Source organism: Nocardia pseudovaccinii, from assembly GCF_050942345.1.
Classification (GTDB): Bacteria; Actinomycetota; Actinomycetes; order Mycobacteriales; family Mycobacteriaceae; genus Nocardia; species Nocardia pseudovaccinii.
Genome location: NZ_CP192074.1, coordinates 4,934,469 through 4,947,769, shown reverse-complemented (window position 1 = coordinate 4,947,769; position 13,301 = coordinate 4,934,469). Strand labels below are relative to the sequence as shown.

Below are 13,301 nucleotides of genomic sequence, written 5' to 3'. Positions count from 1 at the left end.
AGTTAGTGCCATTCGGTCCTGCCGCCGCACCACGCGCTGGCGTGACGATTGACACATGACGACCAGCGCGACTCGATACCGGGCACCGGGATTCGGCGCATCGGTGATGTTGTCGGCACTGCATTCCCCGCTTGTCAACGGACTGCGGCACAACCTGTGCGAGCTGCGATATCAGGCCCGGCGTTCGGGTCGTCCTATCGCCTTACCCGTGTCCTATGCCCGCATGGACCACACGGTGATCGTCCGGGTCGGTCGCCCCGAGTCGAAGACGTGGTGGCGCAACTTCCGCACACCTCGGCCGCTTTCGATATGGCTCGACGGCCAGTGGTATCGCGGAACCGGGCATGTGACACAACTGGATTCGCTGGAACGCGAGGAAGCGGCAGCGATCTATCAGGCGGCATTTCCTCGCGCGGAGGTATCGACGACCGATCCGATCGTGGTGATCGAGTTGTCTGGTACGCGCGAGCCGATGGTCGGCGCCATCTCGGAACTGCGCACGGAACCGCGGGGATTGTGGCGGTACTGGTTCACCAGCCCGCTGTGGCGGCCCGGACAGTCCACGACGCTCGTCGTGCTGATCGGCATCGCCGGTGGCCTGTTGATGGCCGCGACAATGGCCGCCGTCACCGGCTACTTCCTCATCCACATCCTGCGCACCCCACGCACGACAGCCTGAACTATTCGGAGGTCCGGTCATGCACGCACAACCAGGAGACTGGCTGATCGTCGAGGGCGGTGGCGACCACGGCCCGACTCGGCGCGGCCTCATCGAGGAGGTGCAATCGCCCGATGGCTCGCCACCGTACCTGGTGCATTGGTCCGATACCGGGCATCGCGCGCTGACCTTCCCGGGGCCCGACGCCTATGTACTGAGCAGCGCGCAACTACGCGAGCAGGAACTGCGCGCTGCGGCGCGCTTCACAGCACTGCCGCATGAGTTATCGCACCCGGGCTCGTTAACCGAGCCGGACACCAGGACGCAGGGTACGAGGTGATCGCTATGTCGGAGTACCCGTCCGTGTCGACCCGTTTGTGGCGGCGGCGGCCGTGGCGCACCAGTTCGCTGATGCGGGCATCGGATCGGGTGGAGGCGCTGGTGTGGCTGTTCGCGATCATTGTCATGCTCGTCGCGGTGCCGGTCGCGGGTGCGGCCGGCACCGCAGGTTACACCGCGGCCGCGAGCCGGATCCGGGTCGAGAATGCCACGAAAGTCGCTGTGCCCGCGACGATCACGACGAAACCGGAGCGGATCGTGACGGTGGACGCCTATGGGTCGACTACCGAACGGTTCGACGCGACCGTGCGTTGGGATCAGAACGGCCGCTCCGGGACGACGACCACCGAGGTTCCCGACAAGTCCGCAACGGGCGATGAGGTGCGGGTGTGGCTCGACCGCGGTGGCAATGTCACCACACCACCAGTTCGTGCCATCAATGCGGCCAGCAGCGGTATCGGCATCGGCCTGACGATTCTCGTCACCGTCTGGAGTTGCGCAGTGCTCCTGGGCTACGGGACCGGCGGGCTGCTGCGTGCGGGCCGCTACGCGGCGCTGGACCGGGAGTGGCGCGGGATGAGCCGCCCGGTCGGACAGGATTCGTGACGACCGAGATAGGTGCCCATCATGACCGAATTACGTCCACTGGATTCGGGATTCATCGAACTAGAGGATTCCGACCGGCACATCAGTCTCGGCATCGGTGCGGTCGCGATCATTTCCGGTGTGGCGCCGAAGCGAGCCGAATTCACCGAGGCGCTGGCTGAGCGGCTCGCGCACAACACCCGCCTACGGCAGCGGGTCCGGCGCGCGCCGCTGGATCTCGTTGCACCGGTGTGGGAGGACGATCCGAATTTCGAGGTGGCGCGTCATATCCGGTGGGCCGCGCTGCCCGAGCCGGGCGATGAGCAGACGTTGTTCGAGCTGATCGCGACCGAACTCGCGGAGCGGCTCGACCGGGACCACCCGCTGTGGCAGTGCACTGTGGTCGAGCATCTGGCCGACGACCGCTGGGCGCTGATTGTGCGGGCACACCACAGTCTCGTCGACGGCGTCTCGGGGATCTCGCTGCTCGAGAGCTTCTGCGATCTGAGCCCCGAGGACGGACCGACCCGCAAGCCACCGCAGAATCACGAAACCCGCACTGCGGCAGATTGGTTCGGGTTGGCGGTCAAGGGCTTGCGCATGCCGCTGGCGGCGCCGCGCTTCGTGGTCAGCACGCTGCGCAGCCTCGCACCGGTCGTGCTGGCGACCATCACCCCGGCCGCCGGTTCCTCGCTCAACGGCCCCATCGGGCTCCAGCGCCGCTATGTCGCCGTGCGCACGTCGCTGTCCGACGTACGCGAGGTCGGCTCGGCATTCGGTGTAACCGTCAACGACATCGTGCTCGCCGCGGTCGCCGCGGCCTACCGCAGTCTGCTCTTGCGCCGGGGCGAGGAACCCACCGGCGATAAGCTGCGCATACTGGTACCGGTATCGATGCGTCCGACGGACGCGAAATACGTACTCGACAACCGAGTTTCGGCGATGCTGCCGCACCTGCCGATCGATATCGCCGACCCGGTCGAACGACTCGGCCGAATCCATGACCGGATGACCACACACAAGTCCAGCGGCGCGGCCCAGGCCGAAAACTCGCTGCTGTCGATGGCCGGGCGGCTCCCGTTCGCCCCGGTCGCGTGGACCGTCCGGCTGGCGGCGCATTTCCCGCAGCGCGGCGTCGGCGCGCTCGCGACCAACGTCGCAGGCCCGCGGCGCGAACTGACCGTGCACGGTGCAAAGGTGCTGGAGCTGCTGCCATGCGTGCCGATAGCGATGCGGCTGCGCACCGCTATCGCCATCCTCAGCTACGGCGACCACTTGGCCTTCGGCATCACCGGCGACTACGACACCACACCCGATATCGACGTGATAGCCGACGGGATCCGGGAAGGGATTGCCGAGCTGGTGGCCCATGCTCACTCGATGCGCCGGAACGGAACCTTCCCGCTTGCGATGTGCAGCGACCGAGATGTATCCACCCGTGGCTGATCATTGCTCGCGAATGCAACACACCAGGGACTGTGGCCCAGCACGTGCGTCGGGTCGTATGCGGGGACCAACGGCTCTCCAGCAGGCGACGACCGGATCTGATATTCCCCACCCACGCGTCGGAAGCTGAAGACATGACCGCACTGCGTATCGTGTCCGGAAGTGCCAACCCGGAGTTGGCCGCCGCGGTCGCCGATCGGTTGGACGTGGACTCCCTCGAATGTGTGCTGGAACGATTTCCCGACGGTGAGATCTGCCCGGTCGTCGACCATGTCTGCGGCAGCGATGTCCACGTCGGACAACCGACGGCCCCACCAGTCAACGACCACCTCGTCGAGTTGTTGCGGCTACTCGATGCGTGTCGGCCGGAACGCGCCGAACGGGTGACCGCCGTGGCCCCGTATTTCGGCTATGCGCGCCAGGATCGGCGTACCCGGTCGGGTCAGGCGCTCGGCCTGCGAGTGGTGGTGGAAGCCATCGCGCGGGCGGGCGCGGATCGGCTGGTCGTCGTCGACCCACATACCGAGGCGTTGGAGGCGATATCGCCAGTGCCCGTCGAAATATTGACCGCGGTGCCGCTGGTGCCCCCGGCCGCGACCTGGCTACGCGCACTACCGCTGCGCCGCGTCATCGTCACCGACACTGTCGCACAACACGATTCGGCCGCACCGTTCGAAGTGCGCTCGGTCGCAGCGCTGTTGGCCGACGCGATCGCCCGAATGCACCACAACCAGCCGCTGCGGGAGTTGCTCGCCCATACATGAGATCGACCGAAGGAGCCGTTATGCGCTGGTATGACCACGATCTCGGTGGGCCTCGGATCCGAGGGCAAACGGCGGCGGACAGACCATCGGGTCGCTCCGACAGGACGGCCGAAGCTGGTTGCGACGACAGTGGGGTGTGCCGTGCCGGAAAATGTTGGTAACGACGACGGCGCCACCAGCGGCGGTGTAGAGGTCGAGCCGGGTGTTCGGTTGGATCCGACCGAGCGGGTGGATCTGCTGTTGCGTGATCTGCGCAGTTCCCGGTCGGGGTTGACTGCCCGGGAAGCCCAGCGGCGGTTGATCCACGTCGGACCGAACCTGCTGCAACGACGACGTGGCCGGAGATGGCCGCGGGAGCTGGCGCGGCAGTTCACCCATCCGCTGGCGCTGTTGCTGTGGGCCGCGGCGGGGTTGGCGTGGGCGGTGGGCATCGTGCCGGTGGCGATCGCGATCGTGGTGGTGATCGTGATCAACGCCGCGTTCGCGTTCGTGCAGGAACAACACGCCGAGAAGGCGGTAGAGGCGCTGGCCGCGTATTTGCCGATGCGGGCAACGGTGCTGCGGGACGGGACCGTCGGCGACATCGCGGCCACTCAGCTGGTGCCCGGCGACGTGCTCGTGGTCAGCGAAGGCGACCGGATCTCGGCGGATGCCCGCCTGCTCGACGGCGGTATCGAGGTGGATTTGTCCGCGCTGACCGGGGAATCGATGCCGGAATTTCGTGCAGCCGAGCTGGTCGACACCGATGTCTCGCTGCTGCAGGCCCGGGATCTGGTGTTCAGCGGCACGACCTGCACCGAGGGCGAAGCCCGCGCGGTCGTCTACGGCACCGGCATGCACACCGAGCTGGGCCGCATCGCGGCACTGTCGGAGCGAGTGGAGCGTGAGGAGAGTCCCCTCGAGCACCAGGTGCGGCGGGTGGCCTGGCTGATCGCCGGGGTGTCGGTGCTGCTCGGCGCGGCGTTCATCCCGGTGGCGACCCTGGCCGCGGGACTGTCGTTCCTCAACGCGGTCGTCTTCGCTGTCGGCTTGCTGGTCGGAAATGTACCCGAGGGATTGTTGCCGGTGATCACGTTGGCGCTGGCGATCGGGGTGCGTGACCTGGCGCGTCGCGGCGCGGTCGTGAAACGGCTCAGCGCGGTGGAAACCCTCGGTTCCACCGACGTGATCTGCACCGACAAGACCGGCACGCTCACCGAGAACACGATGCGGGCAACCCTGGTCCGCACCGCTACCGGAACCCACGATATGACCGCGACTCTGCCGCCGTCCGTGGACGTAACCCTTGCTCGCTTGGCCGCCGCGATGACCGCCTGCAACAACGCCCACAGCACCGCCGCCGGGCAAGCCGCGGCCGGTGATCCGACCGAGATCGCGCTGATCGATGCCGCGGCAGCACTCGGTGCCCAGTTGGATCCGGACGTGCGGCAGCGGCAGCGGCGTCAGCAGTTCCACTTCGATCCGGGCCGCAAGCGCATGTCCACCCTCGACCAGGACGACACCGGCCGCCTGTGGGTTCACGCCAAAGGCGCCCCGGAAACGATGCTGCCACTGTGTGCCACTGAACTCGGGCCGTATGCCGACCAGCAACCGCTCACCCCAGCGCGTCGGCACATGCTGGGCCAACAGGTCGATGGTCTGGCCCGTCGAGGCTTGCGTGTACTCGCCGTCGCCGACCTCGGCATCGAACCAGGCACACCGCTACCGCAGAACAGCGAGCAGGCCGAGCGGGACATGACTCTGCTCGGGCTGGTGGCGATGGCCGACCCGCCGCGGCGGGAGGTCGCCGACGCTGTCGCTGCCTGCCACACCGCTGGCATCCGCATCATCGTCATCACCGGCGACCACGGCCTCACCGCAGCTGCCGTGGCTGCCCAGGTCGGCATCACCCGCGGTCAGCCCGTCGTCGTGACCGGTGCAGAGCTGGACCGGATGAGCGAGTTCGACCTCGACAAGCTTCTCGACAGCGACGCCGAGCTGATCTTCGCCCGCTCCGCACCAGAAGCGAAACTCCGCATTGCCGACGCCCTGCGCGACACCGGGCACGTCGTGGCGATGACCGGCGACGGCGTCAACGACGCTCCCGCGTTGCGACGCGCCGATATCGGCATCGCCATGGGCCGCTCCGGCACCGACGTCGCGCGGGAAGCCTCGACCATGGTGCTCACCGACGACAACTTCGCCACCATCACCGCCGCCGTGCAGGCCGGGCGCCGCGTCTACGACAACATCCGCAAATTCATCTTCTACATCTTCGCCCACGCCACCCCCGAAATCACGCCGTTCCTGGTGTTCGCGCTCACCGGCGGCGCCGTCCCACTGCCGCTGACCGTGCTGCAACTGCTCGCCATCGACGTCGGCACCGAAACCCTGCCCGCCCTCGCGCTCGGCCGCGAACCCGCCGAACCCGGCATCATGCGCAAACCACCTCGATCCCGCAACGAACCGGTTATCCGCACCCCCATGCTGCTCCGCGCCTGGCTGTTCCTCGGCGTCATCTGCGCGGCACTGGCAATGGCCGGATTCTTCTACGTGCTCATGCGGGCAGGATGGCATCCCGGCGACGCCACCGGCTCCGGACAACCACTACACCACGCCTACCAGCAGGCCACCACCATGACCTTCCTCGGTTTGGTCATGGGACAGATCGGTACCGCCTTCGCCGCCCGCACCGAACACGCATCCCTCCGCTCGATCGGCGTCCTCTCCAACCCCCTGCTGCTGTGGGGCATCGCTTTCGAACTCGCCCTTACCGCCGCCATCATCTACCTGCCGCTCCTGCAAACCGCCCTCGGTACCGCCTCCCTCACCCCCGGCATGCTCGCCTTCACCGCCCCCTATCCGATCATCGTCTGGGGCGCCGACGAACTGCGCCGATGGCTGCTGCGAAACAAGAACCGACCCAACCACACTGCCGTCGGCGCATAGCCACACAAGGCGGGAGTGGCACCGCAGCAGCACCGACCGAGTCTTCAACCGCGACAACGCATCCTCGGCGAGCCACTCCTGCGCCCACCGGCAGCCACACGCACTGTGCAGGGCGGCCAGGCGCTCGATGAAACGTCTGGGCGGACTTCCTGCCCCACATCTCGCCGAAGTCGCCATGCTCGCCGCGTTCCTCTACCGCCCACCGATCACCCACCTTCTCGACCGGACCGCCGCCGGCGCGCTCGTCACACTGTTAGCGGTCCCTGCGCTCCTGCTGGCTGACACAATCTACAAGTGCTTTTCGCGAGGACATTCCCCCGCGTTCGGCAGTGACTACTGTGGCGGGTCGTGGTGCCGGAAGACCCTCGTGGACAAGGCCTTTCAGCCCTGGACGGCATTTGTCGAATGGGGCAGGTTGAGGGTGTACCGATATCGCGACACCCGAGGAGTGCGTCATGCGCGGTTATGGCAATTATTTGCGGTGGCTGTATCGCGGGGGTCGGCCGAATCTATTCGCTCGATGGCAGAATCGTTTGTCGGCATGGGTTTTCGCGGCAGGTATCGCACCTCGGCGGGTTGCCTCACTCGGTATCCGTGGGCGGCGCAGCGGGCAGCTGGTCTGGTTCCCGATTGTGCTGACGGACTTCGACGGAGAACGCTACGTGGTGTCCATGCTCGGGAAGAACGTGAACTGGGTGCGCAACCTTACCGCCGCCGACGGACATGCCGAGTTGCGCCACGGAGTCCGTGAGCTCGTGCGTCTCACCGAGGTAGAGCCCGATCGGCGTGCGCCGATCCTGCGGAACTACCTGCGGGTCGCACCCGGGGCCCGTCCCCACATTCCGGTCACCCAGGACGCGCCGGTGGCCGATTACGAGCGGATTGCCTCGGACTATCCGGTGTTCCGTGTCGAATCCGAGCCCGCGCGCCACTGACCTGCGAGCCAGTCGACTCTTTTCGGGCCTCTGCAACCGCACTGCGAGTCTCGAAGGAGCAGATCCACCCGTCGGCCATTTTGCTGAGGGCGAACGGCCAGCGCGCGGGCGCTCTGCTCAGGGGTGGCAAAGAGTTGGCGGCGGTCAGCGCTGCCCGCGTTCGCGCCGCGCCGCGGTTTCGGCGGCCCAGCGCACCGCGAGGTCCGCGCCCTCGGTGCCGTCGACGCCGACGACCACCATTGCCGAGGCCACCCTGTGCGGGTCGGTGGTGCTCGGATTGTTGCTGTTGGGCATGGATTTCGCGCCTCTCCGGTGCGGATGGATCGGGCAGATCCGGGGCAGCCGTCGAGCGACCACCCCGGATCCGGTTGTCGCTGGGACGATTTGATCGCTATGTGTTTTTCGGCGGGCACCGCGACCTCGGCGACGGGCACCGAAATGGTGAGTATGCCCTTGTCGTAGGACGCGGCGATATCGTCTTCCTCGGCACCCGCGGGGAGTGCGACCGAGCGGACGAACGAGCCATAGCTGAACTCCGAACGTCCCGTGGTCTCCTGCCGTTCACTGCGCTCGGCCTTGATGGTGAGTACGCCGTCGCGGACCGTGACGGTGACGTCCTTATCCGGATCCAGGCCCGGCATTTCGGCGCGCACCAGGTATTTGCCGTCGGCGATCTCGTCCTCGACGCGCAGCAGACGGCCCTCCACGAACGGGCGTACGTTCTCGATGGTCGGGAAACCGGCCAGCCAGTCGGTCAGTTCGGGAAACAGCGAGTGCGTGCGGCGATGTACCGGAAGCATACTCCTGATTAGCTCCATTTTCGTTGGGAGACTGACACTTTCGATTCGACCACCACCCGATGCGCCGGACTAGGGACCCCGGTCCCCATCGGCACGGGCCGTTTGTCGTCGCTGCCCGGGCGCAAAGACAGGTGGCGTGGCGATCTCACGCATCACCGTCTGGGTGCGGACCTCGGCGACGAGCGCGTCGACGGTCGAGCGCTGGAACACCTCGGTACCCGGCAGCAACACCGTGGCGGCAGCGGCAGCCACGCCGTATTCGCAGGCACGCAGACACGAATCCCCTTCGGTTAGCCGATAGGTCAGCGCGCCGATCAGGCTGTCGCCCGCGCAGGCGTCGCTGCGCGGCGGCAGCGGTGGTGGTGGCGCCGAAAGCTGGTGGTGCGCTTCGTGATCGGAATAGACCGCGCCGAGCGCGCCGACGGTGGTGACGGCGTGGTCGGCCGCGCCGAGGCCGAGCAGGTGATCGTTGGCGGCACGGGCCGCCGGGAACCCGTCGATCGGCCTGCCCACCAGTGCGGCCGCCTCCTGCCGATCCAGCCGGATCAAAAATACACGTTCTCGCAGTACCGCCTGCAGTTGCGCGCCCGCGATATCCAACACGATCCGGGTGCCGTACGGCCGCAGCCGGCGTACTACCTCGGCACAGAAGTCCTCGGGCAGTCCGGGCGGCACACTGCCGGAAAAGGCCAAATATGAAAAGTGCTGTGCCGCATCGAGAATAGCGTCCATGCAGCGTCCGGTCTCGGCCGCCGTCAGGGGGGTGCCCGCGGGCACGATGTGGAAGCTGTGGCCGGTCTGTGCCTCGCCGACCACGAAGGACTCCCTGGTTTCGGCATCCACCACGATGCGCCGGTGCGCCATCCCCTCTTCGTCGAGCAGCCGATCGAGCCGTGCGCCGACCTCTCGCCCGCAGGTGTGCAGCGCCAGAGCAGTACCACCGAGTCGGGCGACACACCGCGCCACATTGATACCGCCGCCACCGCCCTGCACCGAGCACAGCCGAGCGCGGTTCTTGCCCTCGCTGATCAGCCGATCCGCCTCCAAGGCCAGGTCTACGGTCGGATTCAGCGTGACGGTCAATATCGCTGGCACAGGGTTCCCTTCGTAATCGGAGTGGCTCGACGTGTCGGATCCGCGTAGAACGTGGCGGAGCCGGCCACCGTGGCCGTGGGCAGGTGCGTGTCAGCGGCGACGGCGCGCATATCCGTCCGTCGAATCACGGCGTGGTCGTCGATCGCCATACGCGGTTCGTCCGCCGCCTGCACGGCACCGGCGAGTGGACTCGCCCGCGCCGTGATCCGATCTCGCGGTTGGCCGTCCATGCCGCCTCGCTTCTGCCCGGGAATCGGTGACCGGCTCCGACTCCAACTGTGCCCGGGGTGGCAGCGTCGTCGACAGAGCCGGGATGCCCCCTATCCCAGGGACGTTGGTCCCGGGATTGGGTTGTCCGTGAGAGCCCACCGCGGCCACGGCACAGGTTGTCGGACCCGATGGTCTTCGCGCCGAGCGCTCGCTGCGGCCGGCGCGCAGGAGACCGACACCGCCACGCAGGCGAGTGCCGTGCCAGCGGCGGTGGCCAGCACCCAGCCGCGCATTCCGAGCCTGGTCAACAGCGAGCGCAATGCCACGGCCTGGAAACCGCCGAGCACGGTCCCGGCGATGGCACCGGCGATCGGCAGCGCCGCCGTCACATCGGGCAGCGTCGCCGAGACCAGCGCGGGCAGCGCGAAACCGAGGCTCCCGCCGAGCGGCCACCGACCGCGAACAGCACCGCCGAGCAGCAGGCCGACCGATCCCGAGATCAGCAGCGGCAGGCGGCCGGTCTTGACCCATCGCTCAGATCGAACCGCGGTTGTGCCGGGAACTCGGATCGGGCGGCTTGATGCCGCCACGCTGATCCTGACCATCCGTCATCAGCATCACCACCAGCGGACACGACAGCAGCACCAACGCCACCATCGGAACTCCGACCACGGCGAGGCCGACGATCACCACGGCCAATGCGAGTGCGTACCACCGAAGATGCCGACTGTGCACGGGGATCGCCCTGTCTCTCGGAATAGCTCGACTCTCCGCTCTCGCACCAGTGGCTGGAACGGGAGGAGGGCGCACGAAATGGCTCCGAAGGGCCTGCACTCGACCATCGAAGGTCCCTACCGCTGCCGATGCCGGTATCGCAGGATCGACTCCATCACAACACCATTGGCCGTGCTCGCACCGGACTCGGTCCCGCAGAAAGGAATCGACGAGATGAACCCCATGCAGATGTTCTGTCGCTGGATGTGCACTCTGATGGGCGGTTGCCCGATGATGGGCGGCATGATGTGACATCTGGATCCCAGGGGTGCCTCAACCCGCAGCGAGATGCCCTGGTGCCGAAGCTGGTCAGATGGCGGTTGTCCAAGCCGGACTGCGCACCCGTCCGTGGATTTCACCGTTCGGCAGGGCGGCGACTACGCAGCCTTGTCGACGAGCCGGATGCCGGTGACGATCGACGGCTCGATCTCGATAACCGTATTCATGACGTGGTCGACCCACGGGTGCAGCAAACTCTCGTAACGGGCGATGCGCTCGGGATCGGTGACCGGGCGCGCGAGCCCGGTCACCACGACCGACCAGCCAGTGCGCTGGTGCGGGTCGATCTCGTCGGCCTCGTAGGCGACCACCACATCGGAATTGCCGCGCACCGCAGAGGTGAGCCTGGATGTGAGGCGCGTGCGCACGATGATGCGGCCGTCCTCCTCGACGAAATGGTTGACCGGGCGGATCGCCGGTAATGCGTTGCGGCTGAAAACCACTCGACCGATCGGGACGGTCGCGAGCAGGGTCAATGCCACCGCGCGATCGAGTTGGACGATCGCGCGCGCGGAGTGGCCGTCGACGGCGAAGCCGGTCACGATCGAGCGCTCTGCGCCGCAGGCAGCACGATCGCCAACGCCCCGTCGTACCGGCGATACAGCAACCGCCCTCGTCTACTGCTCGGATCGGTGAAAAACAGGAACGGCAGGCCGTACCGGCACAGCCGGGCCGCGGCCTCAGCCTCGGTCAGGCGCGGCGTGGGATGCGGATTCATGGTGAGCGGCGATGCCGAAGCCGACTCGGGCGGCTGCTGCCGATGCTGTCGGGACAGGCGAACCCCCAGCGGGCCAGCCCAGTAGACGATCGCGTCCTCGCCGGTCTCCGCGTCGGTGTAGAGGTAGGCGTCATAGTCCATCGCATCCATCGCCCGTACCGCCTCGTCCGGGGTTCCGGTCAGCAATGCGCAGTGCTTTCGACGCACGATCGGCTTTTCGTCGGTCGGCCCCGCCAACGGCGGACGCGCCGGATCGGGCCAATATCTGAGCACCGCTTCGGCATTGAGCCGCGAGAGCTGGCGGTCGAGCCGGTCGGCGAGGAAGGTGGCGATGAATTCGCCGGGACCGGGAACCTGGACTCGCACAGGAACATTCCCGAACACTACATTCGCCTGTGCCAGGGTCGGCCCTTCCCCGCACGGCGGGCCGGTGAGCCGCACTCGCGCCGGTACATCGGCATGCTGACAGCGCAGCGCTCTATCGATCGCCCGTATCGTACGGTTGATGAGAACGGGATCTACCGCACCTTCGATGGTGCACTCCCCTTCCGCGGATTTCCTGGTCGACCACAGCTCGGTTGTACTCATTCGGCAACCCCTTCTCCGCAGCCCTGCCACACACAACCCAGGCAGTGTGATCCGGACGCGGCGGCGCCGAACAGGGCAGAAGGTCCCATGAATCGAGGACGTTGGGGCAATCACACCCGTGGCGCGGGCCGCCACCACCGTCGAATCCTCGGCCACAGTGACTTTCGGCCCTCGCTACCCCGTCACGACCAGTCGATGATGAGTGCCACCAGCGCACGACCAATACGACAAGGAGCCAGCTATGACTACCGCACAGGCCATCATGCAGCCCGATGTCGCGAGCATTACGGTCCGCGACACCATGGAGACCGCGGCGCAGCGAATGCGTCAGCTCGATGTCGGCGCATTGCCGATCTGCGACGGTGAGGGACATCCGGTCGGCATCGTCACCGACCGCGACATCGTCGTCAAATGCATCGCCGCCGGGGCAAATCCGCGCAAGACCACCGCAGGCGAAATGGCCCAGGGCGACGACCTGCTCACCGTCGATACCAGCACCGACATCGACGCCGCGCTTACTCTGATGGAGCAGCATCAGATCCGACGACTTCCGGTGACCGAGGCGGGCAAGCTGGTCGGCATCATCACCGAGGCCGACCTGTCCCGGCGTCTTCCCGAGTCCACCGTCGGTGAATTCGTGGAAGCGGTATGCGCACAACATCTTCCGGCGGCCACCGCCGAGGGCTCGCAATAGCGTCACCGGTGACACAACGCGGTAATCGCCGAGAATCGACCGCTACCTGCGTCTCCCGTCTGCTACGCCGACGCGCTCCTGACGAACGGGGCGCGATGGTAGTCGATCTGCAGGTCCGCGGGATAGTCGGTGGATTGCAAGCTGAACGGCGGGTATTTATCGGTGCCGAGTGCCGCGAAGGCGTAGAAGTGTACGCGCCACGTCCAGCGCAGTACGCCGACATTGAAGTCGAACAGCGAGCGCGAAAACCGGCCGGTGAACAGGATGGAGAACCCGGCGACCACGGTCAGCACGACGAACGCTATCCACAAAAAGAACAGCACGATGTAATGCGGTATCGCGAGAATCCATTTCAACAGCCACAGCCAGCGCGATAAGGGTTCGTCGAGATCGCCACGAACACGCACTGGATAAACGGGTTCGACATGCTCGGGATTTATGATCGGCTCCTCACCGGGGCACAACGCAATCCGCGTATCGCAAAAGAC

14 protein-coding genes and 2 pseudogenes are annotated in these 13,301 nt (G+C 66.6%); 9 read left to right on the top strand and 7 right to left on the bottom strand.

From position 1 onward, the window contains the following. Positions 1-55 precede the first annotated feature (55 nt). The 7 genes from ACQPZ2_RS22290 to ACQPZ2_RS22260 all read left to right on the top strand — a co-directional run bounded on the left by ACQPZ2_RS22290 (position 56) and on the right by ACQPZ2_RS22260 (position 7,655). Complete coding sequence (locus ACQPZ2_RS22290) at positions 56-679, top strand: hypothetical protein (RefSeq protein WP_433520212.1); 624 nt, start codon at positions 56-58, stop codon at positions 677-679. Between the two features lie 19 nt (positions 680-698). Continuing rightward, on the top strand, positions 699-998 hold the full coding sequence (locus ACQPZ2_RS22285) for a DUF1918 domain-containing protein (protein WP_433520211.1): 300 nt from the start codon (positions 699-701) through the stop codon (positions 996-998). Between the two features lie 5 nt (positions 999-1,003). Beyond that, the gene (locus ACQPZ2_RS22280) at positions 1,004-1,603 is read left to right on the top strand and encodes an Rv1733c family protein (protein ID WP_433520210.1); all 600 of its coding nucleotides are present in this window, start codon (positions 1,004-1,006) and stop codon (positions 1,601-1,603) included. Between the two features lie 21 nt (positions 1,604-1,624). Continuing rightward, on the top strand, positions 1,625-3,028 hold the full coding sequence (locus ACQPZ2_RS22275) for a wax ester/triacylglycerol synthase family O-acyltransferase (RefSeq protein WP_433520209.1): 1,404 nt from the start codon (positions 1,625-1,627) through the stop codon (positions 3,026-3,028). A 134-nt stretch (positions 3,029-3,162) separates the two neighbouring features. Continuing rightward, positions 3,163-3,792: a ribose-phosphate diphosphokinase gene (gene prs / locus ACQPZ2_RS22270; RefSeq protein WP_433520208.1), complete on the top strand. Its 630-nt coding sequence runs from the start codon at positions 3,163-3,165 to the stop codon at positions 3,790-3,792. Between the two features lie 141 nt (positions 3,793-3,933). Beyond that, positions 3,934-6,720 (top strand): cation-translocating P-type ATPase, encoded by a 2,787-nt coding sequence (locus tag ACQPZ2_RS22265; RefSeq protein WP_433520207.1) that lies wholly within the window; start codon positions 3,934-3,936, stop codon positions 6,718-6,720. 455 nt (positions 6,721-7,175) lie between these two features. Further along, positions 7,176-7,655: a nitroreductase family deazaflavin-dependent oxidoreductase gene (locus ACQPZ2_RS22260; protein WP_433520206.1), complete on the top strand. Its 480-nt coding sequence runs from the start codon at positions 7,176-7,178 to the stop codon at positions 7,653-7,655. Positions 7,656-8,029: 374 nt separating this feature from the next. Here the strand turns inward: ACQPZ2_RS22260 and ACQPZ2_RS22255 are convergent. The 4 genes and pseudogenes from ACQPZ2_RS22255 to ACQPZ2_RS22240 form a co-directional block, all read right to left on the bottom strand. Further along, a pseudogene (locus ACQPZ2_RS22255) lies at positions 8,030-8,464 on the bottom strand (Hsp20/alpha crystallin family protein); the annotation flags it as partial. A 60-nt stretch (positions 8,465-8,524) separates the two neighbouring features. Next, positions 8,525-9,550: a 1-phosphofructokinase family hexose kinase gene (locus ACQPZ2_RS22250; RefSeq protein WP_433520205.1), complete on the bottom strand. Its 1,026-nt coding sequence runs from the start codon at positions 9,548-9,550 to the stop codon at positions 8,525-8,527. 320 nt (positions 9,551-9,870) lie between these two features. Further along, positions 9,871-10,350 (bottom strand): hypothetical protein, encoded by a 480-nt coding sequence (locus ACQPZ2_RS22245; RefSeq protein WP_433520204.1) that lies wholly within the window; start codon positions 10,348-10,350, stop codon positions 9,871-9,873. Then, positions 10,295-10,495: a DUF2933 domain-containing protein gene (locus ACQPZ2_RS22240; RefSeq protein WP_433520203.1), complete on the bottom strand. Its 201-nt coding sequence runs from the start codon at positions 10,493-10,495 to the stop codon at positions 10,295-10,297. Before ACQPZ2_RS22240 ends, ACQPZ2_RS22245 begins: the two co-directional genes overlap by 56 nt. A gap of 78 nt (positions 10,496-10,573) precedes the next feature. Here ACQPZ2_RS22240 and ACQPZ2_RS22235 point away from each other — a divergent pair, with 78 nt between their 5' ends. Further along, complete coding sequence (locus ACQPZ2_RS22235) at positions 10,574-10,786, top strand: hypothetical protein (RefSeq protein ID WP_433520202.1); 213 nt, start codon at positions 10,574-10,576, stop codon at positions 10,784-10,786. 125 nt (positions 10,787-10,911) lie between these two features. Here ACQPZ2_RS22235 and ACQPZ2_RS22230 read toward each other — a convergent pair whose 3' ends face one another. Together ACQPZ2_RS22230 and ACQPZ2_RS22225 are read right to left on the bottom strand one after the other, a co-directional pair. Continuing rightward, positions 10,912-11,355: a pyridoxamine 5'-phosphate oxidase family protein gene (locus ACQPZ2_RS22230; RefSeq protein WP_433520201.1), complete on the bottom strand. Its 444-nt coding sequence runs from the start codon at positions 11,353-11,355 to the stop codon at positions 10,912-10,914. After that, complete coding sequence (locus ACQPZ2_RS22225) at positions 11,352-12,119, bottom strand: sigma 54 modulation/S30EA ribosomal C-terminal domain-containing protein (protein ID WP_433520200.1); 768 nt, start codon at positions 12,117-12,119, stop codon at positions 11,352-11,354. Before ACQPZ2_RS22225 ends, ACQPZ2_RS22230 begins: the two co-directional genes overlap by 4 nt. Before the next feature lie 241 nt (positions 12,120-12,360). On the opposite strand from ACQPZ2_RS22225, the gene ACQPZ2_RS22220 reads away from it, so the two are divergent. Further along, the gene (locus ACQPZ2_RS22220) at positions 12,361-12,813 is read left to right on the top strand and encodes a CBS domain-containing protein (protein WP_433520199.1); all 453 of its coding nucleotides are present in this window, start codon (positions 12,361-12,363) and stop codon (positions 12,811-12,813) included. 98 nt (positions 12,814-12,911) lie between these two features. Here the strand turns inward: ACQPZ2_RS22220 and ACQPZ2_RS22215 are convergent. Beyond that, positions 12,912-13,277 (bottom strand): annotated as a pseudogene (locus tag ACQPZ2_RS22215) (DUF4389 domain-containing protein); the annotation flags it as partial. Between the last annotated feature and the right edge of the window lie 24 nt (positions 13,278-13,301).